Source organism: Flectobacillus longus (assembly GCF_030056705.1).
Classification (GTDB): Bacteria; Bacteroidota; Bacteroidia; order Cytophagales; family Spirosomataceae; genus Flectobacillus; species Flectobacillus longus.
Window position 1 is genome coordinate 1 of sequence record NZ_JASHIC010000024.1, and the last position, 25,869, is coordinate 25,869.

Consider the following 25,869-nt stretch of genomic DNA (forward strand, 5'->3'; position numbering starts at 1 on the left):
GCTTTCGCTATCGTCAAAAACAATACTGTGTTTCAGAATGATTTTCAGGCAAATAAAATTGCGCTCACAAAATAATATTTGCCTGAAAGTTTGATTTTTAATACAGTTCATCACTAAATATGAGATGACTCATATTCACCAAAATATTATTTGTTCAATAATTCATCGAAAGTAATACCAATATAGTAAGTTGAACCTACCGAAGCACTACCATACGCTTGGAAATATGGATTACCAAATAGGTTAGTTGCACCCACTTTGATAATCGACTTAATTGGCGCTACTTTATAGCTAAATTGTGCATCCAAGTTATTAATAGCAGGAACAACAGTATTTGTGAAAATAGGTACATCAGTTGTTGTAGGCAACGGGAAGCTCGACTCCCAAGTAAATGCATCTTGGTGGCGGAATGAAACATTATATCCCCATTTGCTACCACTTGTAATACGTTTCCCAAAATTAAACTTCATACTGTATGATGGTGTGTTAAAACCTGCATAAGGTACTTCTGTAGAAGCTACGAAATTATTCATTTGGTTGTGTGAGATATTCGCACCTACCGAATAACCTTTATCCAATGAGTAGTTTAAGCCCGCTGACCATCCTGAAATGGTAATATCCTCATCAGAGTTTGCTGCTCTTGAATAACCAGCACGAGTACTTCCACTACCCAAACCTGATTCAATTGGTAAGCCAGGGCCAGCCGCTGCTGTAGGAACTACAATAGTTGCACCGCCAATAAAGTTTTTGTACACGCTGTAATAATATGATGCGTCAACAAACAAACGTTTTGCGATTAAGCCTTTGTAACCAATTTCATACGACTGAATTTTTTCAGTCGTCAATGGTTTTGATTTGTATTTAGGTAGCGCCGCCAAAGCATAAGCAGGTGTAACTTGAGTAGCTACTTCTGTAACTTTTTGCTTAACTGTATTTTGAACATTTGTCTGAATCAAAGTTTGTACTGGAGCCGAAGTCATTTGTTGAGTTACTCCTGCTTGGATTGCTGCTGGTGCATTAGCTGCTGGAAGTTGCCCTGCGGCTACTGCCGCCTGTACCTGAGCCGTTACGGCTGCTGTTACTTGCGCTTGAACTGCTGCGATTACTGCTTGTTGAATCGTTGCTAGTTGAGCTGTTACTGCTGCTGTTGCATATTGTACAGCGGCAGCTTTAACTGCATCTGTAAGGTATTTTGAATTGGCACCATTCTTTGCAAGATCTGTAGCAAATGCAGTTAGGGTTTCACGAGTTACACCTGTTGCTAACTTATAACGAGCATCAAATTCTGGTAACCCACCAATCAATGTTCCTGCTGGAGTAGCTAAGTCAATATATTGGTTTTGAGTCGTAGGAATACGGAAACCTGTTTGGTATGACAAACGGAAGTTATGGTCTTGGCTAGGTGATAATACCGCAGAGAAACGTGGGGTATATTGACCTTCAAAATTTTGGTTTTTGTCATATCTCAACGAGCCTGTCAATTTTAAGTGGTCGTTTAATAGATTTTTTGATGCTTGGATAAAACCGCCATATTCATTAATAGAAATTGAGCCATTTCTTCCCTCTTTCATATCTGAAAACAAAGTGCCTGCCGAACGCAATTCATAGCTACGGAAGTTGGCTCCAACTGTTAAATCTAAAAATTTGATTTCATTTTTAAAGTTGTAAAAACCTTCTACATGATACATATTACTCTTGTCTGCAAAAGCACCACCACCTTGTGTAATAGGAAGGTTACGGTATTTTTCTAACAACGTATTAAACGCTGCCGAACCAGGAGCTGGCATATTACGATCTGCAAATTGACGAGCTGCTAAGTGAGCTACATCTTCTGCCGCACCAGCCTGACGAGCTTGTAAGAATGCACCTGCATATTCGGTGTACCAAGTAGTATTTGATTTGATTTCGTTGAGCATACCTACAGCCGCCAAACCAGCAGTATAAGAACCGCCTGAACGCTCCTGAGTAGTATAGGCACGTAGGTTAAAGTTATCACCACGCAATTCTAATTTCGCTTGTGTAATATTAAAGTCACGCAAAGAATAACGACCTGTACCTGTATAGAGCGTAGTACCTTCGCCATAGTTTAATTGAGCGATAGCTTCTACTTTTTCTGTTAAACGATAATGTACAGCACCATTAAATTTCAAAGATTTAGTATTGTTATCCACTAAGTCCTTTTCCAGATAACCTGTACGGCTTACGTTTGCATTTGGCAATGCTGCATTCAATGAATTCAAGTTTGTTTGAATTTCATCGCCATATACGTTCATACCATCATAATCAGTTTTTGTACCAGCCCCACGACTAGGGTCAGCATTGCCACCTAAGTTAAGGTTGGCATAATTGGTAGCTTCCCAGTCTTTCGCACGGATATACGAGAAGTTTAGTTTGAAGGCAATTTTGTTATTGAAAGCTTTCGCAAAGCGAACTGACATATCTGTAAAAGGAGTTGTTGCTGTGCTACGGTTGCTAGCGTGCATAACGCCCGATTTTACGTTTGCGCTCAAACCTTGATATAAGAATGGGCTTTTACTATTCATCAAAATCAAACCGTTGATAGCATTAGGGCCATAAAGTGCCGATGCTGCACCAGGCAATACCTCTACATTTTCAACGTCTAGCTCTGGCATACCGATAATGTTATCTACTGCAAAATTCAAACCTGGAGCAGAGTTATCCATTCCATCAATCATCTGAACAATACGAGGGTTACCTGTCGAGCCAAACCCACGCATATTGATAGATTTGAATAACAGCCCTTGTGTAGCCATATCAACGCCTTTCAAGTTGGCTAAGCCATCATAAAAGTTGTTTGAAGCTGTTTGCTGGATAGCTTTCAAGTCCATTTTTTCTACTGAAACAGGCGATTTCATGACACTTTCTTCTACTCTGGAAGCCGCAACTACCACTTCTTGTCCCATCACGTTTTGTTCTTCTAAGGCAACAGAAAAATCCGAAGTTTTATCAGTTACTTTAAGCTCCTGCGTGGCATAGCCCACACTTGATACCGCAATTGTAAAAGGAACAGGAGTATTCGTTTTTAAAGAGAAATTACCTTTGGCATCTGTAATTGTACCAATCACTTTTCCTTTTACCGCAATACTAACCCCAATGAGCTTTTCTTTGGTAGCAGAATCAAAAACCTTACCTGTAATGATGGTCTGCGAAAAGCTTGTGAATGCACAGAATAGAAATAAGACACTGGTAAGCAGTCTTATTGTAGTAGATAGTTTGTTCATACGTTTTTTAGTGAATTAAGATTACGAAAACTGGTTGCTTCAAAAAGAATTGTAGATTTACAATTGTTTAAAAATTATGCCGTTTGTGTTTCAAAACGATTTTAAACTCTTCTCAGCTAAACAGTTGTTTGATTCGTAAATCTAACTAATGTTTAGAGAATTTAGTTAATATGAAAATGGTTTTTTTACAAATTTTTCAAAAAATCATACAATAAGATAACTTATGCGTTTTTACCTCCTGATTTTTGCATGGCTTATTCTTTCTTGTCAAAGAGTTCCTTATCAAATACAGAGCCATTATAATGAAAATACGAATCCTCCCAAGCCAAATTATGCCTTGAAGGAGCATTGGGCATCATTGCCTGACAAAAATGATCCTGCCGACCGAGTGCCGCTGAAGTCAGATTTTGCTGATAATCAGGCACAAGCTAAGGTGGATATTTTCTTTATTCACCCTACTATTTATACTCAAAAGCCTCAAGGTGTTTCCGAATGGAATGCCGATGTAAATGATGCTGATATGAATCAAAAAGTAGATGAATCTACCATACTCAATCAGGCATCGGTATTTAATGGGGCAGGTCGTGTATATGCTCCTCGTTATCGTCAGGCACATTATCATGCGTTTGTTACTGACAATTTGAATGATAAAGTAAAATCATTGGACTTGGCGTATTCGGACGTAAAGGCTTCTTTTGAGTATTACCTTCAACATTACAATCAAGGACGACCCATTGTAATTGCCTCTCATAGCCAAGGTACTGTTCATGCCAAAAGATTGATAAAAGAGTTTTTTGATAAAAAACCTTTGCAGAAACAATTTGTAGTAGCGTATTTGGTGGGTATTGCTACACAGCCTAATACTTTTGAGTCAATCAAAGCATGTGAGAATGGAGACCAAACAGGCTGTTTTGTTTCATGGAATACCTATGCCAGAGATTATTATCCGTCATGGTACAACGAAGGACTCAATACTTCTGTAAGTACCAACCCCTTGACATGGAAACTTGATGAGGAGTTTACACCTCGTTCTTTGAGTAAAGGTGGTGTTGGGCTAAAATTTACTTTTGTACCCAAAGCTGTAGATGCTCAAAATCATGCAGGAATGTTATGGATTAATAAGCCTTATGTAAAAGGTAGATTTTTGCTAAATACCAAAATTTGGCATCGAGCTGACTACAATTTATTCTATGGAAATATCAGGGAAAACGTGGAAAATAGAGTGGAAAACTATTGGCGAGAAAAGTAATTGATAAGTAAGTATGAGTGCTGAATTGTGAGTGATGAGTTTTGAGTGTAATTTTATGATTACTAATATTTTATCTCATCAATTTCTTGAATTTAATTTTGCACGACTACTTAAGTTAGTAGGCAAAATTAAAATAAATTTTACCCGCATTAAGCTCTAGGCTAAAAGTTAAATAGTATTTCTCAGGAAGTAATAGAAACTTTTTTGCCTAATGCTTGCGGCTTATAGCTTAGAGCATATTAATGCAATTTTATTTTGCATTAATACTTAGGTATGAATCAAAAAAGGCACAAAGTGATTATTCGCTTTGTGCCTTTTTTGATTTATTATTTAAAAACCATGAGCTAATTCCTAATGGTTAAACTAAAAATCTACTCTTCTGCAAAAGAAATAAGATGTTTCACCTGTGTCAGAATCTCAACATTGTCGGGGCAATCTAAGTCTTGACCGATAACTTGATAGCCCGTAATCAAGATTTTAGTATTAGGAAAAGTGTGTGCTAATTTATAGACGTACTTTTGAATTTCATCTTGTGCAGGTACGCTTGTAATTACAGTAAACAAATAATCGGGCTTGTGTACATTGTAGGCAAATACGAGTTCTTCGAAAGGAAGACTTTGACCAAGATACACCACTTTGTTTTGTCGTGCACGTACTAAATAGTTAGCAAATAGTAAGCTTGTTTCATGTAATTCTCCTTCAGGTAAAAATAAAAGATATTTTTTTGCCCCAATTTTCAATGATGGTAATTGTCCATCTATAGCTACGATAATCTTCTGACGAATCAAATTTGAGATAAAATGCTCTTGTGCTGGACCTATTGAGCCTGTCATCCATAGAGTACCAATACGGCTCAAGAAAGGATAAATGATGTTTACCATCATATTTTCAAAGCCAAACTGTAGGGTATTAGTACTAATAATTTTTTCAAAACGATCTTCATCCAAATCTAACATCGAAATGGTAAGGGCATGAATTTGGTCAGGATAATTCATCTGTTTATCCGAAATAACCATCACCTCACGAGCCATAGAGTCGGGACTCATTTGTGCTATTTCCGAAATTTTGTATCCGTGTTCTTTTAGCAAGGCAATATTCAATACGAGCTTCAAGTCTACGTCATCATAAGTCCTGATATTGGTATCGGTACGTGTAGGCTTGAGAATCTCATATCGTTGCTCCCAAATTCTGAGAGTATGTGCTTTTATGCCAGATAATTGTTCGAGATCTTTGATAGAATAATTGCTCATGGTTGGTATTGTTGGTCTTTTTGCCCTAGCACCTTAACTAAAAAAAGAGGAATTCTAGTTTTGCTTGAGATATTTATCCAAACGGTAAGAGGTAAAACCTTTGTTCAATTAAAAGGTTTTACTTTTCAACAAAATTAATTCAATTATTCAACATAAATAAAATTGTATGTCCTGCAAAGAACAAACATTGTAGGACAAGTAACAAAATAGCTAGTGGGTTGTGCTTAAGAAATTGGCTAGTGCTAAAGTAATAGCCTAAGATGGAAGAAATAATCCACCATGCTATATAGTTGCGAATAGGAATAATATTATTGTCCCATTGCCAAAAATCCAAGGCTATTGCTACAGGCTCTATGAGGTAATCTAAGCTAGTCATTAGAGTCCCAATTAATATTCCTTGCACAATGGGATGCCAAGAAAACTTAAAATGTTCTCTGATTTTTTCCCAGAAAATACCGCTACAATACACTAATATGAACCAATTGGTTCCAATAACAAGCGGAACTTTAAATAGTTTTGTCCCTAAGCCAGTACCATATTGATATACACCAAAAATAATACCCGTGTGTACTCCAACTACTTCAATCCAATAGCCTACCAAATAACAAATGATACCTAAAATGATAAAGTTTTTACGAAAATCTTGGTGGAAAATTAATAATAATCCAGCCGAAACCCACAAGTTAAAAGCCGATAGTTCTTGGAAAATAGGCTTTAATACTGGAACCTGTAACCCAATTAATCCCACTGTGTACATGAGTGTTAAAATGAATTGGGTCGTTTTAGTATATTTTTCAGTGAGTAATTGTCGTATTGAACTTATCGTCATAAATGTTTTTAATCAAAAAGCCTAGTCGAGACTTTTATTATTGTTGTTGAACAAAAGTTTCACATCAATATATGATCTTACCTTTATTAGATTAACATATCTTACAGCGAAAGGTTTAAAAAACGCATCGATATTCCTCGATTTGGGTGTATATAAAAAAAGTAGGCTTCGAGAAAATCCCAAAGCCTAGCATTTTAAATTTAGTCAAGGTAAAAAAGTGTATCAAAAATAGAGAAATGAAGAAATGACTTTTTGATAAAGAAAATTTGCATTCAAAAATCTCTAATCAGAAATCAATAAAATCCTTTGTTCGCTTTAGCCATTTCACGAAGTTGGGTTGTTGGTCTAAAACGCTCCCCGTAGGTATCTGCCAACCTATCACATTCATTTACAAAATTCACAATTCCCACTGTATCCACAAAAGAAAGTGTTCCTCCCAAATAAGCAGGAAATCCCCAAGCAAAAATAGATCCCAAATCGGCATCGAGTGGGGTTCTTAGAACGCCTTCTTCAAAACACTTTACCGTTTCGAGTACTTGACGATAAAAAAGTCGCTGTTTGATTTCGTCTGCTGAAGGTTGTACTGAATTTAAGGGAAATAATTGAGATAATCCTTCCCAAAGATACTTTTTCTTTCCTGTAGATGGGTCAGGGTATTCATAAAAGCCTGCTTTGGCTTTTTTACCTAAACGTCCCATTTCTGTAAACTGCTTACTGATTTGATACGCCGTATCGTCTGGCGACAGTACGCCAGCTTGTACAGACTCGTGCGAAATTTTGTAAGCCAAATCTAACGCAACCTCATCTGAAACTGCCAATGGTCCAACAGGAAAGCCCATTTGCTTAGCCACATTTTCAATTACCACAGGATTTACGCCATCTTTTAACAACTCTAATCCTTCAGAAGTATAAGTGCTAAATACTCTCGAAGTATAAAAACCTCTCGAGTCATTTACGACAATTGGCGTCTTGCGGATTTTCTTGACATAATCCATTGCCATGGCGAGAGCATATTCACTGGTTTGTTTACCAACGATAATCTCCACCAATTGCATTTTATCTACAGGTGAAAAGAAGTGAATACCTATAAAGTTCTCTTGCTTTTGGGTAGCTTTTGCCAGTTCTGTAATAGGAAGAGTGGAAGTATTTGAAGCAAATACGCCATCTTCTCGTAAGAATTTTTCTGCCTCTTGTGTAACACTAGCCTTAAGGTTGGGATTTTCAAACACCGCCTCAATAATCAAATCTACACCTTGAAGTAATTCATAGGTATCTGTAGTGTGAATAAGCGTTAAAATTTGCTCTGCTTTTTCGGCAGTCATTTTACCACGCTCAATACCTTTTTGTAGTAGTTTACGAGAGTAATCCTTGCCCTTTTCCGCATTTTCAAGTGAAGTATCTTTTAATACCACTTTCAAACCTGCCAACGCCGATACATAAGCAATACCAGCGCCCATCATGCCAGCACCTAAAATTCCGATACTGTTGATTTGCGTTGGTGGGACATTTTTGGGTCTTCCTGCTCCTTTATTGACTTCGTTGAGTCCAAAAAAGGTCGTTCTGATAAGATTTTTAGCAACTGTCGAGTTGGCTACTTTTACGAAATGACGAGCTTCGATGACAATGCCTCGGTCAATATTGACGAGTAAACCCTCGTACACACATGACATAATTTCGATAGGTGCAGGATAATTCCCTTGGTTTTTGGCAAGAGTCATGGCAGTACCGCCCATCATCAACTGAACACCTTTAGGCGTTAAGACATTTCCTCCTGGTACTTTGAAGTTTTCTCGTGCTTTAATTTTACCCGTTTTTCTATCCACTTCGTCCCAAGGCTGTACAGCAATAGGATGAGTTTCTATCCATTCTACGGCTTTTTGTAACATTTCTTCGGGTGAGTCAGCTAATTGGTCAACCATTCCCAGAGCCAAAGCATCTTTAGGCGAAACTCTTTTCCCTTCGAGCAATAGCGGCGCGGCCGCCTCCATTCCAATCATACGGGGTAAACGTTGTGTACCGCCTCCACCTGGCAACAAGCCAATAGTTACTTCTGGCAATCCAATAATGGATTTTGGATTATTGAGTGCAACCCGATGATGGCAAGCAAGACAAACCTCGTATCCTCCACCCAAGGCCGTACCATTCATAGCCGCTACTATAGGCTTTCCATTAGTTTCCATTTTTCGGAAAATGGTATTCAGACTCATAGAAAGTTTAAAAAGTTCTTCTGGTGCTCGTCCATTATTTTGAAGAATCATTTTCAAATCTGCCCCTGCAATAAACTCAGGTCGTTCAGAGGTCAGAATAATTCCTTTAACATCAGAATTGGTATACACTTTTTCAAGTGCTTCGGACAATGCAGGAATAGATTCATTGTTGAGCACATTCATAGGCTGATTGGCAATATTAATGCCTAGGACAGCGATATTGTTTTGGATATTGATAGTAATCATTTGTGTCGTCATTAAATAGAAATTGAATCATCATTTAAGTATTGTAGAGCAAACTCTAAATACGCTCAATAACGGTGGCGATTCCCATACCTCCTCCAATACATAAGCTGGCAAGTCCAGTTCCTTTGCCCGTACGCTCCAATTCATCAAGTAATGTCATCAAAATGATTGCCCCTGTAGCACCAAGTGGATGCCCCAAAGCAATAGCCCCTCCGTTTACGTTAACTTTGCTGTGATCAACTCCCAAAACGTCCATAAATAGCATGGGAATAGCTGCAAATGCCTCATTTATCTCAAATAAGTCTATATCCTGAATGTTCATCCCGTTGCGTTTGAGCACTTTCTGTGTAGCAGGAATTGGACCTGTTAACATGATTGTAGGCTCAGAACCACAAACCCCAAAGGCAGAAATTTTAGCTCTTGGTTTCAACCCCAATTTTTCGCCAATAGCTTTATTTCCTATCAATATTCCAGCTGAACCATCTACAATTTGTGAGGAATTTCCTGCGTGATGTACGTGATTGATTTCATTAAGTTCTGGATATTTCATCAGCGCCAACTGGTCGAGTCCCATTTGTCCCATCATTTCAAAAGAAGGGCGAAGTTTTGCCAAACCATCTACTGTGGTATCTGGTCGCATACCTTCATCATAGTTGAGCACCTCAATTCCTATTTCATCTTTTACCCCAAACATTGAATGGTTGAAGCGTCCATCTGCATGAGCTATTGCTGCACGTTGTTGTGATATAACCGCAAATTGGTCAACAGCTTGACGTGAGTAACCATATTTGGTGGCAATCAAATCTGCTGAGATACCTTGAGGAACAAATTTGTGGGTTGCAATAAGTTGTGGATTCATCATCATTGCACCACCATCGGCACCCATCGCCACACGTGACATTGACTCGATACCTCCTGCAATCATCAATTCTTGCTGACCAGACATGATATAAGCCGCAGCCATATTGACAGCTTCCAAACCTGACGAACAAAAACGGTTGATTTGTACCCCTGCGACTGATTGTGGATAACCCGCAGCCAAAACAGCTGTCCGAGCTATATCAGCACCTTGTTCGCCAATAGGCGTTACACAGCCCATAATCACATCATCGACCAAGGAAGTATCAAGTTGGTTGCGGTCGCGGAGTTGTTCTAATACTTGTTGCGCTAATTGTACAGGTTGAATATCGTGAAGTGAGCCATCAGACTTACCTCTACCACGAGGTGTGCGAACGGCATCATAGATATAAGCTTCGTTCATAGTTAAAGCTAGTTTTTGATGATTTGAATACCAGAGAAGAATAACAATGCTAAGTTAAAGTAAATAGGTATGCTTGCATAATAATTTTATGTAATTTTTTTAATAATAAATTTAGTTTTGTAGAGAATTTGGTATCTTGTTGGTGAAAAATCTTCTTTAGATATTTATGTATAGAAGAGCTTAACAAAGAGTATAATTTTTGTGGATAAATGATTCTTGCTTCTTATACCAAGAATCATTCTGTTGAAAAAAGTATAATTTATGTTCTTGTTAAATCTTTGAAAATGAATTGATAGTATAGGATTTCTTTCCCAAATTTCTTAATCAACTCAAACATTTTAACCATGCATCATTTACTTATCGCTTCACTGCTTTCGGTAGGACAGCCTACAGCTCAGTTGTCTGACATGACGATTTCTCAGACTATTTCAGTACAAGCTGATTCATTGAGTTTCAAAGACTATTTTGGGAGTTATAAAATGCAAGCCAACGACCAGATTCCTAAAATTAAGATTTATTATAAAAATGGCTCATTGGTGGCTTTGGCAGGGGATTATCCTGAAACCAAATTGAGTAAAAAACAAGATGACGAATTTGAAGAAGCTAATTATGGCGCTGCTGTATTTTTTATCAGAAAAGATGGAAATGTGGTTGGCATTAAAGTAGTCGTACAAGGACAAGAAATGCTTGGCGATAAGGAGATATAAAAAAACTTCTGACAAGACAGAACACAATTATCCAAAGCCGCCACTTTGTACAATAAGTTTGTTTAGTTTGTCAGAAGTTGTATCAATTTTAATTAACCCTTTACTCAGCCGCCACTAAGCAAGTTGGTTCAACAATTTTGTGATTAGTTATTTAGTAAATACAAATTTATTTGTCGCAACATATATTGACAAAAGTCAATGGTTGAATTATTAATTTATTTTATAGTTGCTGAAAATTGATGTTAAATGGAAAAGGTGTCAAGTAAAGCCTCGACACCTTTTCTTTAATCTATTGCCTTTGTCTCTCTTAGATACAATTGCACCGTATTTTCGAGTCCATAATAGAGTGCATCGCACACTAAAGCGTGACCAATAGATACCTCTAACAGGTTAGGAATATTTTGTTGGAAGTAACGAAGATTTTCCAAACTCAAATCATGTCCAGCATTGATACCCAAACCTAGTTGATTGGCAACTTGGGCAGCACTTACAAAATCTTTAATAGCTGCTTCACGGTTTTGTATATAATGCTCAGCATAAGGCTCAGTATAAAGCTCAATACGGTCAGTGCCCGTCTCTTTAGCTCCTTCAACCATGCGCTCGTCAGCATCCACAAAAATTGATGTACGAATTCCAGCTTCTTTAAACATCGCAATTAAATCTTGTAAGCGACTTTTGTGCGTAATTGTATCCCAGCCTGCATTGGAAGTAATAGCACCAAGTGCATCAGGTACGAGCGTTACTTGAGTAGGTTTGGTTGCCAACACTAACTCTACAAACTTACCTTCGGTAGGGTTACCTTCGATATTGAATTCTGTTGTGATGATTTCTTTTAAATCATACACATCCTGATAACGAATATGGCGCTCGTCGGGACGAGGGTGTACGGTAATGCCTTCTGCACCAAATCGTTCGCAGTCCATAGCTACTTTAACTACATTAGGATTGTTGCCACCTCTGGAGTTGCGAATGGTAGCTATCTTGTTGATATTTACACTAAGTTTAGTCATAGTATTCAAAAGCAATGCTCGACAAAAGTGCTTGAATGTCGAGAGTAATGGTGAATGATTGAATAGTTTTGTATTTTTGTAAAAACTGTACAAAATTTCTGTGAAGTTATAGCATAGCTCCTGTTATGGAAATGTTTTGCGGATGATTTTTGTTCAAAAGTAAGAAACAGTATTTTGGGTATTGGGTTTCAGCTATCGGTTTTCGGGTCAATAAGAGAGAGTTGATGATATGCCTTTGGCTAATACCTACGACTTACAGCTTAATGCGTATTAAGGCAATTTTATTTTGCATTAATACTAAACCATTAGTTAGCCTATAGCCTAATGCTTACAGCTAATACCCCTTAATTTTAAAACAATTATTTATCAAATAGAACCATGTCACTAAAAACAAATATCGAAAGTGGTATCAAAGATGCCATGCGTGCCAAAGATCAAGATCGTTTGAGAGCGCTTCGTGCCATCAAATCTTTGATTTTATTAGAAGAAACATCAGGCAACAGTACAGGCGAATTGACTACAGATGCTGAAATGAAAATTTTGACAAAAGCAGCCAAACAACGTAAAGATTCAATGGAAGTATTCGTGGCGCAAGGTCGCAACGATTTGGCTGAAAAAGAACAAGCAGAGTTGACTGTAATTGAAGAATTTTTGCCAAAACAATTAACAGAAGAAGAATTAAAAGCAAAATTGTCTGAGATTATTGCTCGTGTAGGTGCTTCTGCACCTTCAGACATGGGTAAAGTAATGGGCGTTGCTACCAAAGAATTGGCAGGTTTGGCAGATGGAAAAGTTATTTCTGCTACAGTAAAAGCGCTTTTAGGATAGTTTTTCTTAAATTTTCGACTGTTGATTTTGATACATTTACTCAAAATCAACAGTTTTTCAACCTTTTATTTCGTGAAAGTCATTGATATTTTTATACTTCTTCCAATCCTTTGGGGAGCTTTTATTGGCTACCAACGAGGTATTATTATTGAAGTAATTTCTATTTTGGCTTTTATTATTTCTGTCATTATTGGCTTCAAAACGCTAGGTGTAGCTTCGGACTGGTTATCGCCCTATATGACTAGCAAGGTAACAGATAGAGTTTTGCCCTATGTTGGTTTTGGAGCGGTCTTCTTTCCGATTGTGTATCTTATCAACAAATTAGGTTGGGTACTTCGCAAATCTATCAAAGCAACGGTATTGGGGCAGTTTGATTCCTTGGTAGGTGCGTTGGTTGGTGGCATGACTTGGGCTTTTGGTATTAGTATTATCCTATGGCTTGGCTCAGCAATAGGTATGCAGATTCCTCCCAAAAATGAGAAAGGTCCTTACTATTTATTACCCATTGTAAAACCATTTGCTCCTTCAATTATAGAAAAAGCTGTGGATAAAGTCCCTACACAAATCAAGAGGTTTAGTGAGCCACATAAATCCTAAGATTGTTTTCCCACAACAAACTAATAGAATGTTATTAAATTGTAAAAAACTGTATAGCAATTGTTTATAAGTTTTTAAAAAAATACAATGAATCCATAAAATGCGATAAATCATTATATTTAACTACCTCTCTGAATATCAATCCCATAAAAATTAGTCGTACCTTTGCAAAATCAATCACTTGTTTATTAAAACTAGACTATCCTAGGGTAGTTGTAGCCACAAAAGACATGAGTAGCGCATTGAATTAGAAATGTGGAGTGCCGTCGAAAGTGGGCACAAAATGATAGCGCTAATATTTACTCATATCGATTTAAGTATAAAGTTTATTATGGAAGTTGTAGTAGCTAACAAAAAAGATATTAGAAAACTGAGCCTTAGCCAAATTAAAGAGTTTTTGGTAGAAAAAGGTGAGCAAGGATTTAGAGCCAAGCAAATATATGAGTGGCTTTGGAAAAAATCTGTACAAAGTTTTGATGAAATGACAAACCTCTCTAAAAAGATGAGAGAGACATTGGACGAAAACTTTGAAATTCGTGCGGTTACAGTAGCTGAAAAACAAGTGTCATCTGACAAAACGATTAAATCTTCGTTTCAGTTATTTGACCAAAATCTGGTAGAAGGCGTACTTATTCCAGCAGATGACCGTATGACAGCTTGTGTGTCTTCACAGGTTGGTTGTTCTTTAACTTGTAAGTTTTGTGCTACGGGCTATATGGATCGTAAGCGAAACCTTGACCCTGCCGAAATTTATGACCAAGTGGTGCGTATCCGTGACCAAGCAGAAGGGCATTATCAAACCCCATTGACCAATATCGTGTACATGGGTATGGGTGAGCCTTTGTTGAATTATACCAATGTATTGCAGTCAATCGAACATATTACTTCGCCAGAAGGCTTGGGTATGTCGCCAAAGCGTATAACTGTGTCTACAGCAGGTATTGCTAAAATGATTAAAAAACTCGGCGATGATGAAGTAAAATTCAACTTGGCTTTGTCTTTACATGCTGCTAATGATGCGAAGAGAAATCAAATCATGCCTATCAATGAGAGTAATACTTTAGAAGCACTCAAAGAAGCATTGCAGTATTTTTATAAGAAAACAGGAAGTAGAATTACACTCGAATATATTGTGTTTTATCGCTTCAACGATACCTTGGAAGATGCTAGAGAGCTTTGGCAATTTGCTAAGCAATTTCCATGTAAAATCAATATTATTGAATATAACCCTATCGCAGAAGCAAACTATACCAATACCGATCCATTGACTTTAGAAAAATTTGCGAAGTTTTTAGAAGAAAAAGGAATGGTTGTAAATGTGCGTCGCTCGAGAGGAAAAGATATTGATGCAGCATGTGGGCAATTAGCAGGTAAAAAAAAGACTGAAAATTAATACATTTGTAGTACCACATATTTAGTACAAATTTTTTGAACAAAAAAAATCAACAACTAGTTAATATTCAACACTAACCCTATAATCTTTGAAGATAATACCCCTTATGAGGGATTTAGAATCGATTATACAAGAAAACCATCTCAATGGAAAAAGTAAGTTTCAACAACAAAAACAGTGTGTTTTTTAATGCGTTACGCAAAAAAGTAAACGATTATTTTCAAACAAACCAGATTAAGCCAACAGGTAATTACAAGTTGTATTTCAAATCAACAACCCTACTTGCGAGTGCAGTTGCGTTGTATTTGATTTTGGTGTTTTTTACGCCAACTGCTTGGTTGTCTATTTTGCTTTCGGCTTTATTAGGGTTTAATATGGCTGCGATTGGATTTAACATCATGCACGATGGTGCTCATGGAAGCTTTTCGGAGCGCAAATGGGTAAATGAATTGATGGGGTATTCGCTGAATATGATTGGCGGAAGTGTGTATCTGTGGAAATTTAAACACAATTTCAATCATCATTCATTTACTAATATTGATGGTATGGATGATGATATTGATATTAAGCCTTGGATTCGTGTAAGCTCAACTCAGGAAAAATATTGGTTTCACCGTTTCCAATATATTTATTGGGTGTTTTTGTATGGTTGGACGTATTTGCTTTGGATTTATTGGCAAGATTTTCAAAAATATTTTACAGGAAAAGTAGGCGAAACAAAATTCAGAAAGATGGATACCAAAGAACATCTTATTTTCTGGATTACAAAAATCGCCTATGTGGCAGTTTTTGTAGTATTACCTATTTACCGTTTGGGAATTGTAGATGCAATGATTGGCTATTTTGTTATTGCCTTTGTTTGTGGATTTGTTAGTGCGGTAGTATTCCAGTTGGCACACGTTGTAGAGCATACAAGCTTTCCTATGCCAGATGAAGAAACGTCTAAGATTAATGTAGAATGGGCGATTCACCAAATTCAAACTACAGCTAACTTTGCTACTCGTAGCAAAATTGTTTCATGGTTTACTGGAGGTCTTAATTTTCAGGTAGAACACCACCTTTTTCCTAAAATTAGCCATATTCACTATCCCAAAATCAATGAATTGGTAAGAGAAACTTGTCAACAATTTGGTATAGAATACCTTGAGTATCCAAGTGTTTTGAGTGCATTGAGATCTCATGTAACTTATTTGAAACAAGTAGGTGTTGCATAAGTAATAGCGAGTTATTGATAACTCAATTTGATTATAGAAAGTCCATTGTATCAATTTTGATGCAATGGACTTTTACTTTTATAATGGTCTATTAAAATAGATAGTTTGTCGTACAAAATCTTCTTTTGGGCGATTCACCTACAGAATTTTCCTTTTCACATTTAATCACTTATTTTTCAATAACGAATCCTCATATCCGCAAGTCACAAGTATTGTAATCAATCAAAACCCATCAAGGATATGAAATTCAAAATCACGATTGCCAGTGCAATTTTATTTACCACATTGATAGCCATAAGCTGCAAACAAGACGAATCCGTAGTTTCGTCTTCAGCTACAGCTTCTATCTCTACTTTAAACTGCTCGTCTACAACATTTTCGGCAACGCCTGTAGCAGGAACAGCTTTTACAGGAACTGCCACCGTACCATATACTGGCGGTAATGGAGGAGCTTATGCTACTGGTACGGCTGTTGCATCGACGGGAGTAACGGGTTTGACTGCTACCCTCACAGCAGGAACATTAGCTTCGGGTGCAGGTTCTGTGACTTTTGCCATTACAGGAACACCAGCTACAAGTGGCACCGCGAGTTTTGCTATTACAGTGGCGGGTCAATCCTGTACTTTTTCCTTAACAGTTAATACTACTAGCTCAGGTTCATCTTCAGGATCAAACGGTACAGGGACAGTATGGTCTGTAGATACCGATATTACTAATATTGTAGCTATGGCAGAGGCATTCAAGGCTACACTTTCTTCTACTCAAATCACCTCATTACAAGATACCTACAACAAAGCTCATGCCCAAAAATGGTCAAATCTACCTGAAGGGTTGTATCGTGGTCGTTCAGGATTACAGTCGGGTACATTTAGTACTGCTCAATGGACAGCTTTTTACAACCTTCTTAAAGTGGCAACCAGTTCTGTAACTAGTGAAGGCAATGCGGAGTATTTAGGTATTTTGGCGGCAGACGATTACTTAAATTCTATTGGAGGAGGCTCTGACTATGGTTCGGGCAATTATTATGTTGCCTTTATAGGCACACCTAGTACTACAGGACTTTGGTGCTTGCAGATAGGTGGGCACCACGGTACGATCATTTATACTTACAATGGTGGAAAAATGACAGGAGGTACACCTTCTTTCCGTTCTACTGAGCCATTTCCTACCTATACTTGGAAAACCGTGACTTACAATCCTATTCAACAAGAATTAACAACTTTATCAAATATGTTAAAAGGATTAAGTTCGACTGAATTGACCACAGCAAAACGTTCTGCAGCACAAAATGATTTGATTTTAGGACCAGCTCAGGATGATAAATTTCCAACGACCAAAACAGGCGTAAAAGCTGGAAACTTGACTTCGGCACAACAGGACTTGGTGTTGGCTGCTATCAAAACATATACAGATGATTTGGATGATAAAGCCTCAGCTGCCATTTATGCTAAATACAAAGCGGATATTGCTGATACCTATATTTCGTATTATGGTACAACAGACTTGACCACCAAAGGTGATTATGTATTAATTGATGGCCCGAATGTATGGATTGAGTTTTCGATGCAAGGCGGTATAATCGTCAAAACTGCGAATCACCCTCACTCAGTTTGGAGAGATAGAAAAGCTGATTATGGTAGCAACTAAGTATTAGTGCTGAATGTAAAATTGCATTAATACTTAAGTAATCGTGCAGAATAAGATTTAAGTTATGTGTTTAGGCACTAGGCAACAGGCACAAGGCACAGAGTGTTAAAATGTTTTTTATTACCCACAGCCATGCTTTTTCCAAAATCCACCGCCGAAAGCCGTTACCTGAAAGCCCCAAGCATAATCTTAAATTTTATTTTGCCCACTAACTTAAACTTAATATTCCTAAACTCGCCACTTTTACTTATGTCGTCCGTTAATCTTAAATATATATACCTTTTCATAGCATTTCTTACGAGCATCCAGCTTTTGGGGCATCCTATGCCAAGCTCGATGGTGGTACTCAAGGTGCATGAAAAAAGTATTTCTGGAGAAATACAATTACCCTTAGGCGAGCTCCAATCAGCTATTGGTATGGGAGTTGACGACCATTCGGAGCACTTGGTAGAACGCCTTGGTGATACACTTCGTCATTATTTAATGGCACATATTCGTCCAAGAAGCTTTGATGGAAAAGCTTGGACTGTAACCTTAGGGAAAATGTGGGTAACTGAGGAGAAAGCCAATCGAGCAACGGGCGATTATAGAGAGTTGATTGTGATGTTTTCGATGGTGCCTCCTGAGCATTATGATTTACGAAATTTCTACTTTGACTATGATGTGATTTTGCATCAAGTAGCGAGTCACCAGATTTTAGTAAATATTAAAGAAGATTGGCAACAAGGTTTGGTTTCGGAAGATTCAACTTTACAACAAATTGGCATAATAGCTCTGGACGTTCCAAGTGGTAAGATACCTGTTTTTCAAGTAAGCTTACAACAAGGTAGTACTTGGCAAGGCTTCAAGAATATGATAGTGCTGGGTATTGACCATATTGCAGAGGGCACAGATCATATTTTGTTTATTTTGACCTTGTTATTGCCAGCGATGCTTATGGTTGAAGATAAAAAATGGGGCGCTTATAAAGGGTTCAAACCAAGCACATTGACATTACTTAAAATAGTCACAGCCTTTACCATTGGGCATTCATTAACCCTGCTATTGGGTGCTTCGCAATGGTTAAATTTACCCGTAAAACCTATTGAAGTCTGTATTGCTATTACGATTTTGATTTCTGCAATACATGCGTTCAGACCTCTTTACCCTAAAAGAGAAATCTTAATTGCAGGAAGTTTTGGGCTAATTCATGGGATGGCTTTTGCCGAAACTTTGACTAATTTGGAGCTTTCAGTCAAACAAATGGTATTAAGTATTTTGGGCTTTAATATAGGAATCGAACTGATGCAGTTATGTATTATTTTAGTAATATTTCCTCTATTACTCTTACTTTCTCAAACTCGATACTATACCATTTTTCGTCAAATTGGGGCAGTGATAATGATTGTAATGGCAATAAGCTGGATGGTTGAAAGAATAATTGAGTAGGCGATAGTTGAGCGTTTTGTTTTTAATAGAATAAAAACAAAACGCTCAACTAAAATTATTATCTATACTTCAATTTCTCTTCTTCTAAGTCCAAACGATATAAATGACGACGAACGATACCTTCGTCTACTTCATGGTCTTTGTTCCACTCTCGAAGCCACTCTCGCTGGTGATTGATCATATCTACATATACCAGTTTACATTCTTGGTCGAGGCGAATATTATCAAATTCTTTGCCTTCTTCTTCCCATTTTTCCACAATCTTTTTCAGAATAGGTTGTCTTGTAATTTGCTCTTCATAATTAGCATGTAAATAATCAAGACTTTGGTTGGTTAATCTACGATACATATCCTGATAATGAGATTCGCCAGGCAAAACCTCGTTGTCTCGCAAAAGATTGATTTTCTTTATCAAAATAGGTAAAGTCAATCCTTGAAGCAATAACGTTAGCAAAATCACGATAAAAGTGATAAACAAAATCAAATTGCGTTGTGGAAAAGGTGCCCCATTTTCCAGCGTTTCAGGAATCGAAAGTGCTGCCGCCAAAGATACCACACCCCGCATCCCTGCCCAACCAATGACTAATGGCGCTTTATACCCAGGATTTCTTTTTTCGGCTACGGTAATAAAATTTCGAGCTATGAGCGTAGTGACTACTGCACCATACGCCGATAAAATTCTACTTACCATCAACACCACGGTAATTAATACGCCATAACCTATCGCTTCATTTACACTTACGTTTCCTAGTCCCTTTGTAATGGTGGGAAGTGCAAGACCAATAATCATAAATACTAAACCATTAAGTACAAAACAAAGACTTTCCCATACCGAAAAACCTTTGATACGCCCGCTACTATTTAAGAAAAGGTGCTTTCGCTGTGCCAAAAATAAGCCTCCACTTACCACAGCCATAACTCCTGAACTATGTACCGTTTCAGCCGCGATATACATCATATAAGGAGCCACAAGCGTCAATACAATATCCATATTGACATCGGTTGGTAATAAACGGTGTGCTTTAAAAAAGCCATAAGCTACTGCCAAACCAATTCCAATACCTCCAAATACCATCCAGCCAAAACTCAAAATAGCGTCATGCCAAATAAACTGCCCTGTGCCTACAGCAATTAAAGCGAAACGGAATACAATCAAACTTGAGGCGTCGTTTAATAAACTTTCACCCTCAATAATTGATTGATAACGACTTGGAACGTGTACAAACTTCATAATAGCGCCTGCACTTACAGCGTCGGGTGGCGACACAATACCTCCTAACAAGAAACCCAATGCCAAAGAAAAACCTGGGATATAGCTATTGGCAACAAGCGCCACGACAAAGGCTGTGAGAAATACAATTAGAAAGGCAAAACTGGTAATAATCCGCCTCCATTTCCAAAGTTCTTTCCACGAAATAGACCATGCTGCTTCGGATAATAGCGGTGGCAAAAAGATGATAAAGATTAATTCAGGGTCAATTTCGATGTCAGGAACACTTGGAATAAAACTTAAACCAAGTCCGCCTAATACCAATAAAATAGGATACGCCACTCTGATTCGGTCGGCGACAATAATCAGAATGATAATGAGTAAAATTAAGGATAAATAAAAAGGAAAATGATGTAACATGCTTGTAGGGCTTGATTTACTTTTAGGTTTGGATATTAGAGAAAAGGTACTAGGGTGTGTATTTACATTGTTTTTGAGCTTTTATGTCTCAAATCTCTTTCTAATCTACAAAAAACTCATGAGAATGCTTATAATAACAGCAATAAAGGCGTAGGGAAATGTTCTCCTTACGCCTTTATTGCTGTTATTTCATTCGCCAACCATTTCTTAAACCATGTCACTTTTTCTTTGCTAATAATGATGTCTGAAGGTGCTTTGGGCTGAGTTTGGATATTCACTCGACTATGTGGATAACTCTCGATGGTGACAACACATTCTCTGCTGAGTATAAACTGCCTATTGGCTCTCACAAAATAGGCTGGGTCGAGCTGTTGCTCTAAATCTTCTAATTTGAACTCTAAGCTGTATTTTTTCCCATCTAATAATTGTCCATAAACAATACCTTGATCAATATAAAAAAAAGCAAAATCTTCAGTTTTAATAGGAATAAGCTTGTCTCTAAATTTGACTAAAAAACTTTGTCGATAATTCTTTGCCATAAATGCCTGTTGTGCAAGAAGCGATTGTAATTGTGAATAATGATAAAGTTGTTGGTTCTTAAACTTTTGAATCGCAGCCGTAAGCGCTTCTTGATCGATAGGTTTTAATAGATAATCAATACTATTAAGTTTGAAAGCACGAATAGCATATTCGTCAAAAGCAGTGGTAAAAATAATGGGTGTTTCTAAAGAAATTTGTTCATATATCTCAAAAGAAACGCCATCTGATAACTGTATATCCGATAAAATCAAATCGGGCATTGTATTTTGTTGAAACCAAGCCAAACCTTCTTCAACGCCTTCAATGATGTGAATAATTTCTACAGGAGTATCTATCTGTCCCAACAAAAATTGCAATTGGCTTGCGGCTGCGGGCTCGTCTTCTACAATGACTATTTTTAGTGGATGATTCATTTTTATGATTGCTTAATCAAGGGTAATCTAACGGTAAATAATGTACCTTTTTGAATCGAAATACTTTTGCCTGTCATAAGTTTATATCGATTGTCTAAATTTGCTAACCCAATGCCTGTACCTTCAGCATGAAGTTTGGGTGAAATTTTATTCGAAACAAGGATATGTTCTTCTTCAAATGAAATATCAACTTGCAATGGCTTACTCGATGACACCACATTGTGTTTGATAGCATTTTCTATCAATAACTGAATCGAAAGAGGTAAAATCTGATAAGGTGTGGGCTCTATTGGACTAATATTAATGTGTAAATTATTACCAAAACGCATTTGTAACAAAAAAACATAGTTTTCTACCAATATCAATTCATCTTTTAAACTCACTAACTGTTGTTCCTGCATACTCAACGAATAGCGCAATACCTGCGAAAGTTTTTGTAAATATTCCTGACTTTTGGCGGTATCTTGGTTAATTAACCAACTGAGGGTATTGAGTGAATTGAATAAAAAATGAGGATTGAGTTGATTTTTGAGCGCATTTAATTGAAAAAGCACGTTGTCATGTTTCAATTGCTGGTTTTCGAGTAAAAGTGCATTTTTTCTTTCAGCCTCAATAAGATTTTTGCTCCATAGGTACATCATGACTATCACTACCGCTCCACGCATGATAATCGATGAAATCATGCCCATTCGCACAGGAAGAAATAGACTGTTGAGTCCTGCCAACATAAAGCAATAACCTATCAATAAACCAAAAATCACAAGCATTTTGAAGCGATTTATCCAGATATAGGGCGTTTTCTCCATCAAAACACCTACCACGCTTATCCCAAGCACAAAGCAACAAAATACCTGTACTGTTACATCAATTAAGGCAATTTGCCAATTGTGTAAATGTTCTAAGTTGAGAATAATAATCGGTAAATTGACCAGAAGGGCAGCTAATAGTGCCATCCCTCCTATTACCCGCTTATATATGAAGTTGTTGAGCATGAAAATTTGAGCGTAAACCAATCAAATCTACAAAAAAAACAGGTAGTTAAATTCACTTTCTCGGTGAATAGGAAAAGCTTGTCGGTGAAAAGGGTTTTTGTTTATTTCAAAAGACTATCTATTTCAATTTGAAGGGCTTTTGCTTTTGTGAGTGCTTCATCCATTGGTAAACCCTCAGGCATTTCTGGGCGTGTGTGCTGGGTAGCTCGAAGCCAAGCGTTTTTGAGGATATTATGTCTTGCTTGGATTTTTTGGAAAAGTAATAACAGATTACTTACCGAGCGATTAGGATATAATTCTGTCCAAACCTCTGCATTTTTGGCTTTTTTCAAGCCAAAATAGGTCAAAATATTTCTACAGATTACCCAGTGTCCTTGTGAGTTGGGATGCACACCATCGGAGGCGAGTGTAGCATCTGGGTTTTTCTTTTTCGCTTCTTCCAAAGCCTTTTTCATAGGAAAATGGGTGTCAATAACCTCCCATTTTTTTTGAGCAATAAGCCATTGTGCATAGCGATCCATGACCTCAGCGTAGTTGAATGTCGCGTCGTTTTTCTTTTCTTCATAAACCGAAGGTGTCACATGGATAATTTTTGCCCCCATGGCTTCTACTTGCTGATGAAGTTTTTGGATACCTTCCTGAAACTTCAAAAAACGTTCTTCTGAAAAAGGCTGATAAATACCATCGTTGATGCCATAAGTAGCAATAACAACATCTGGATGAATCATTTTCAAAACCCTATCAAGACGCTCAAATAATACTGGGCGAGGGAATCGACCATTGGCGTGCCCTTCTTCAGAAAGCCCCGAAACTGTCTCGCTCGGAAGTCCACAATTATAAAACTCTACCTTACTTTCTGGATTTTGTAAACGATAAATCGTTTCGAATAGCTGTATATATTCACCCGAATAGGTAATACTATTTCCGAGAAATAATACTTTTTTGACCGAAGGATCAAAAAACTTTTGGCTAAAGCTATGTTGACATAGAAGCATTAGTGCAACCCCAAGAAAGCAAAGAGAGATCTTTTTCATAGTTGTGCGAGGAGAATACATATAATTGAAGCTGTTTAAGCTTTATTTTTTGAAGAGATTAGTATTAAAGTTAACAATATGTCTCGTCTTTGGCTAGCGATTCTACTTAGCAGTTGAGTTTATTCATCTGTAGCTGATGAGCTTTTTGTAAAATCAAACATTTCGTTGAAAATACCTCTTTTAGCTTGCCAATCTTGTACAGCTTGTCCAGTACCTGCTGGCCAAGGCTTGATTTCTTCAGGTTTTAGACGTTTGTAATCCACCAATTCTTCCGAAAGTTCGATATTGCCCGTAGCTTTGATGTGATAGGCAATAATCAACTGGTTCATTCGATGAAATTCATATAGGCCTACCAATTCTACGATTTCGCCGTCAAGATTTAGTTCTTCTTTTACTTCACGAATAATTCCCTCTTCTGGCGTCTCTCCAGACTCTAAAAACCCTGTAATGAGGGCATACCATGTGGCTGGCCAAGCGGCATTGCGTGCCAAAATAATTTCTCCTTCATGTTCTACTATGGCAGCTACTACAGGAATAGGATTGTTCCAGTGGACATATCCACATTCACTTTCGTCGGGACAAAAATGTCTATCTCTGCCATCTTTGATTTTATACACGAGTTCTTTTCCACATTGTGGACAAAATTTCATCTTTGTCATCAGAATTTACGAATAAGTACAACACCTGCTAATAATAAAAGTGCCCCCAAGAGGCGTCCTGCCGATATTTCACGTACAGGGAGATTAAATAAACCCAAATGGTCCATTAGTATCGAAATGGTCATTTGCCCAGCTATCACCAAACCAAAAGTTAGGGCTACTCCTAATCGAGGCATTAATACCACAATCGTGCTTACATAAAAAGCCCCTAAGATACCCGCTAACCAAACATACCAAGGTGCTGTACGGAATGCCGTAAATTGTTGCATAGGGATCTGGGTGACAACTGCATAGACAACCAAAGCAATGAGTCCTGTGATAAATGAGAGGATAGCCGCCAAAATCGGATGACCTACAATTGCGGCCATTTTACCATTAAATGCAGCCTGCGTAGGAAATACAGCCCCACAAAGAAAAGCTAAGAAAATAAAAATGAATTGTTGCATTTTATAGGTACAAGAGAGATTGTAATTGCTCGATAAATAGTAAATTGGTTGAAAGGCGTTTGCCTTTTGTAAACTTTCACCAATTTCATCAAAAACTATGAGAAAAACATTTTACCTCAAGATTCTGTTCATTTTATTTTCTTCTCAACTCTTTGCCCAAGCTCCCACGAATTCTTTCAAAACGGATAAAGCACTGGAGAAAAAGCTTCAAGTTCTCGTAAAAGACTTTCAGGGTGTAGCAGGCATTTATGTGAAACATCTGAAAAAAAATACGGGCGTTGCTATTCAAGCAGATACCGTTTTTCCAACAGCAAGTATGATTAAAGTACCTATAACCATTGGTTTGTTCAACAAAATCGAAAAGGGCGAATTGGATTATCATGCGATTCTTACTTACAAAGACTCCCTTTTGTATGCGGGAGAAGATATTTTAGGATCGTTTAAGGATGGTGAAAAAATCGCTTTGAGTAAAGTTGCTATGCTGATGATTACTACTTCTGACAACACCGCCAGTCTTTGGTGTCAGGCTATGGCTACTGGCACAGCTATCAACGAATGGCTAGCTGCTAATGGTTTTGAAAATACTAGGGTCAACTCGCGTACTGCTGGTCGTGAAGCGTATCGAAAAATCTATGGCTGGGGACAAACTACCCCTAGAGAAATGGCTGAATTATTAGTAAAAATTAGAAAAGGAGAAGTAATAAGCCCTGCTGCTAGCGAGCGTATTTACCGCAATATGGTGAGGATTTATTGGGATGGCGAAGCCCTAAGCCAAATTCCTCCAACGATTCAGGTGGCATCTAAACAAGGTGCAGTAAATCAGTCAAGGTCTGAGGTGTTTTTAGTAAATGCTCCTTCTGGTGACTATGTAGTTTGTGTTACCACTAAAAATCAAAAGGACGAATCATGGACGAGAAATAATGAAGGGTATCAATTATTAAGAAACGTTTCTAAAATAGTTTGGGAGCATTATGAGCCTAAATTCCAATGGACAGCACCAGCAGAAATAGAAAAATGGTACTGATTGGGGTAAAATAAAAAAGGTTA

21 protein-coding genes are annotated in these 25,869 nt (G+C 37.6%); 9 read left to right on the plus strand and 12 right to left on the minus strand.

From position 1 onward, the window contains the following. Positions 1-146: 146 nt before the first annotated feature. Positions 147-3,242: a TonB-dependent receptor domain-containing protein gene (locus QM491_RS17630; protein WP_283328890.1), complete on the minus strand. Its 3,096-nt coding sequence runs from the start codon at positions 3,240-3,242 to the stop codon at positions 147-149. Between the two features lie 223 nt (positions 3,243-3,465). On the opposite strand from QM491_RS17630, the gene QM491_RS17635 reads away from it, so the two are divergent. Beyond that, positions 3,466-4,491: a DUF3089 domain-containing protein gene (locus tag QM491_RS17635; protein ID WP_283328891.1), complete on the plus strand. Its 1,026-nt coding sequence runs from the start codon at positions 3,466-3,468 to the stop codon at positions 4,489-4,491. A 371-nt stretch (positions 4,492-4,862) separates the two neighbouring features. On the opposite strand, the gene QM491_RS17640 is transcribed toward QM491_RS17635, so the two are convergent. The 4 genes from QM491_RS17640 to QM491_RS17655 form a co-directional block, all read right to left on the minus strand. Then, complete coding sequence (locus tag QM491_RS17640; protein ID WP_283328892.1) at positions 4,863-5,741, minus strand: MerR family transcriptional regulator; 879 nt, start codon at positions 5,739-5,741, stop codon at positions 4,863-4,865. 139 nt (positions 5,742-5,880) lie between these two features. Beyond that, complete coding sequence (locus QM491_RS17645) at positions 5,881-6,570, minus strand: carotenoid biosynthesis protein (protein ID WP_283328893.1); 690 nt, start codon at positions 6,568-6,570, stop codon at positions 5,881-5,883. 293 nt (positions 6,571-6,863) lie between these two features. Then, positions 6,864-9,035 (minus strand): 3-hydroxyacyl-CoA dehydrogenase NAD-binding domain-containing protein, encoded by a 2,172-nt coding sequence (locus QM491_RS17650; RefSeq protein WP_374761266.1) that lies wholly within the window; start codon positions 9,033-9,035, stop codon positions 6,864-6,866. Between the two features lie 43 nt (positions 9,036-9,078). Beyond that, positions 9,079-10,284, minus strand: coding sequence for an acetyl-CoA C-acetyltransferase (locus QM491_RS17655; RefSeq protein ID WP_283328894.1), 1,206 nt, complete (start codon positions 10,282-10,284; stop codon positions 9,079-9,081). 344 nt (positions 10,285-10,628) lie between these two features. Between QM491_RS17655 and QM491_RS17660 the strand changes: the two genes are divergently transcribed. Next, a complete protein-coding gene (locus tag QM491_RS17660) occupies positions 10,629-10,991 on the plus strand; it encodes a hypothetical protein (RefSeq protein ID WP_166550878.1) in 363 nt (120 codons plus the stop codon). Between the two features lie 284 nt (positions 10,992-11,275). On the opposite strand, the gene QM491_RS17665 is transcribed toward QM491_RS17660, so the two are convergent. Then, positions 11,276-12,001: a pyridoxine 5'-phosphate synthase gene (locus QM491_RS17665; protein ID WP_283328895.1), complete on the minus strand. Its 726-nt coding sequence runs from the start codon at positions 11,999-12,001 to the stop codon at positions 11,276-11,278. Between the two features lie 378 nt (positions 12,002-12,379). Between QM491_RS17665 and QM491_RS17670 the strand changes: the two genes are divergently transcribed. The 6 genes from QM491_RS17670 to QM491_RS17695 all read left to right on the plus strand — a co-directional run bounded on the left by QM491_RS17670 (position 12,380) and on the right by QM491_RS17695 (position 19,108). Next, positions 12,380-12,829: a GatB/YqeY domain-containing protein gene (locus QM491_RS17670; protein WP_166550876.1), complete on the plus strand. Its 450-nt coding sequence runs from the start codon at positions 12,380-12,382 to the stop codon at positions 12,827-12,829. A 72-nt stretch (positions 12,830-12,901) separates the two neighbouring features. Next, complete coding sequence (locus QM491_RS17675) at positions 12,902-13,426, plus strand: CvpA family protein (protein ID WP_166550875.1); 525 nt, start codon at positions 12,902-12,904, stop codon at positions 13,424-13,426. 331 nt (positions 13,427-13,757) lie between these two features. Continuing rightward, entirely contained in the window at positions 13,758-14,819 is a 1,062-nt protein-coding gene (rlmN, locus tag QM491_RS17680) for a dual-specificity RNA methyltransferase RlmN (protein ID WP_283328982.1), read from the plus strand. 146 nt (positions 14,820-14,965) lie between these two features. Further along, positions 14,966-16,033 (plus strand): fatty acid desaturase family protein, encoded by a 1,068-nt coding sequence (locus QM491_RS17685; RefSeq protein ID WP_283328896.1) that lies wholly within the window; start codon positions 14,966-14,968, stop codon positions 16,031-16,033. 240 nt (positions 16,034-16,273) lie between these two features. Then, on the plus strand, positions 16,274-17,680 hold the full coding sequence (locus tag QM491_RS17690) for a DUF3500 domain-containing protein (RefSeq protein WP_283328897.1): 1,407 nt from the start codon (positions 16,274-16,276) through the stop codon (positions 17,678-17,680). Positions 17,681-17,929: 249 nt separating this feature from the next. Then, positions 17,930-19,108: a HupE/UreJ family protein gene (locus tag QM491_RS17695; protein WP_283328898.1), complete on the plus strand. Its 1,179-nt coding sequence runs from the start codon at positions 17,930-17,932 to the stop codon at positions 19,106-19,108. Positions 19,109-19,166: 58 nt separating this feature from the next. On the opposite strand, the gene QM491_RS17700 is transcribed toward QM491_RS17695, so the two are convergent. From QM491_RS17700 to QM491_RS17725, 6 genes are all read right to left on the minus strand, one after another. Beyond that, positions 19,167-20,738: a Na+/H+ antiporter gene (locus tag QM491_RS17700; protein ID WP_283328899.1), complete on the minus strand. Its 1,572-nt coding sequence runs from the start codon at positions 20,736-20,738 to the stop codon at positions 19,167-19,169. 167 nt (positions 20,739-20,905) lie between these two features. Further along, the gene (locus QM491_RS17705) at positions 20,906-21,691 is read right to left on the minus strand and encodes a LytR/AlgR family response regulator transcription factor (protein WP_283328900.1); all 786 of its coding nucleotides are present in this window, start codon (positions 21,689-21,691) and stop codon (positions 20,906-20,908) included. A 2-nt stretch (positions 21,692-21,693) separates the two neighbouring features. Next, positions 21,694-22,644, minus strand: coding sequence for a sensor histidine kinase (locus QM491_RS17710; RefSeq protein ID WP_283328901.1), 951 nt, complete (start codon positions 22,642-22,644; stop codon positions 21,694-21,696). Between the two features lie 140 nt (positions 22,645-22,784). Beyond that, positions 22,785-23,717 (minus strand): SGNH/GDSL hydrolase family protein, encoded by a 933-nt coding sequence (locus tag QM491_RS17715; protein ID WP_283328902.1) that lies wholly within the window; start codon positions 23,715-23,717, stop codon positions 22,785-22,787. Between the two features lie 119 nt (positions 23,718-23,836). Then, on the minus strand, positions 23,837-24,367 hold the full coding sequence (locus QM491_RS17720) for an NUDIX hydrolase (RefSeq protein WP_283328903.1): 531 nt from the start codon (positions 24,365-24,367) through the stop codon (positions 23,837-23,839). 8 nt (positions 24,368-24,375) lie between these two features. Continuing rightward, positions 24,376-24,822, minus strand: a complete 447-nt coding sequence (locus tag QM491_RS17725; protein WP_283328904.1) for a DMT family transporter — start codon at positions 24,820-24,822, stop codon at positions 24,376-24,378. Positions 24,823-24,919: 97 nt separating this feature from the next. On the opposite strand from QM491_RS17725, the gene QM491_RS17730 reads away from it, so the two are divergent. After that, positions 24,920-25,846, plus strand: a complete 927-nt coding sequence (locus tag QM491_RS17730) for a serine hydrolase (protein WP_283328905.1) — start codon at positions 24,920-24,922, stop codon at positions 25,844-25,846. The last annotated feature ends 23 nt before the right edge of the window (positions 25,847-25,869 follow it).

Bases quoted from the DNA above. Each gene is read 5' to 3' on its own strand.
- QM491_RS17630 (WP_283328890.1), bottom strand. From the start codon at position 3,242: ATGAACAAACTATCTACTACAATAAGACTGCTTACCAGTGTCTTATTT.
- QM491_RS17635 (WP_283328891.1), top strand. From the start codon at position 3,466: ATGCGTTTTTACCTCCTGATTTTTGCATGGCTTATTCTTTCTTGTCAA.
- QM491_RS17640 (WP_283328892.1), bottom strand. From the start codon at position 5,741: ATGAGCAATTATTCTATCAAAGATCTCGAACAATTATCTGGCATAAAA.
- QM491_RS17645 (WP_283328893.1), bottom strand. From the start codon at position 6,570: ATGACGATAAGTTCAATACGACAATTACTCACTGAAAAATATACTAAA.
- QM491_RS17650 (WP_374761266.1), bottom strand. From the start codon at position 9,035: ATGACGACACAAATGATTACTATCAATATCCAAAACAATATCGCTGTC.
- QM491_RS17655 (WP_283328894.1), bottom strand. From the start codon at position 10,284: ATGAACGAAGCTTATATCTATGATGCCGTTCGCACACCTCGTGGTAGA.
- QM491_RS17660 (WP_166550878.1), top strand. From the start codon at position 10,629: ATGCATCATTTACTTATCGCTTCACTGCTTTCGGTAGGACAGCCTACA.
- QM491_RS17665 (WP_283328895.1), bottom strand. From the start codon at position 12,001: ATGACTAAACTTAGTGTAAATATCAACAAGATAGCTACCATTCGCAAC.
- QM491_RS17670 (WP_166550876.1), top strand. From the start codon at position 12,380: ATGTCACTAAAAACAAATATCGAAAGTGGTATCAAAGATGCCATGCGT.
- rlmN (WP_283328982.1), top strand. From the start codon at position 13,758: ATGGAAGTTGTAGTAGCTAACAAAAAAGATATTAGAAAACTGAGCCTT.
- QM491_RS17685 (WP_283328896.1), top strand. From the start codon at position 14,966: ATGGAAAAAGTAAGTTTCAACAACAAAAACAGTGTGTTTTTTAATGCG.
- QM491_RS17690 (WP_283328897.1), top strand. From the start codon at position 16,274: ATGAAATTCAAAATCACGATTGCCAGTGCAATTTTATTTACCACATTG.
- QM491_RS17695 (WP_283328898.1), top strand. From the start codon at position 17,930: ATGTCGTCCGTTAATCTTAAATATATATACCTTTTCATAGCATTTCTT.
- QM491_RS17700 (WP_283328899.1), bottom strand. From the start codon at position 20,738: ATGTTACATCATTTTCCTTTTTATTTATCCTTAATTTTACTCATTATC.
- QM491_RS17705 (WP_283328900.1), bottom strand. From the start codon at position 21,691: ATGAATCATCCACTAAAAATAGTCATTGTAGAAGACGAGCCCGCAGCC.
- QM491_RS17710 (WP_283328901.1), bottom strand. From the start codon at position 22,644: ATGGCACTATTAGCTGCCCTTCTGGTCAATTTACCGATTATTATTCTC.
- QM491_RS17715 (WP_283328902.1), bottom strand. From the start codon at position 23,717: ATGAAAAAGATCTCTCTTTGCTTTCTTGGGGTTGCACTAATGCTTCTA.
- QM491_RS17720 (WP_283328903.1), bottom strand. From the start codon at position 24,367: ATGAAATTTTGTCCACAATGTGGAAAAGAACTCGTGTATAAAATCAAA.
- QM491_RS17725 (WP_283328904.1), bottom strand. From the start codon at position 24,822: ATGCAACAATTCATTTTTATTTTCTTAGCTTTTCTTTGTGGGGCTGTA.
- QM491_RS17730 (WP_283328905.1), top strand. From the start codon at position 24,920: ATGAGAAAAACATTTTACCTCAAGATTCTGTTCATTTTATTTTCTTCT.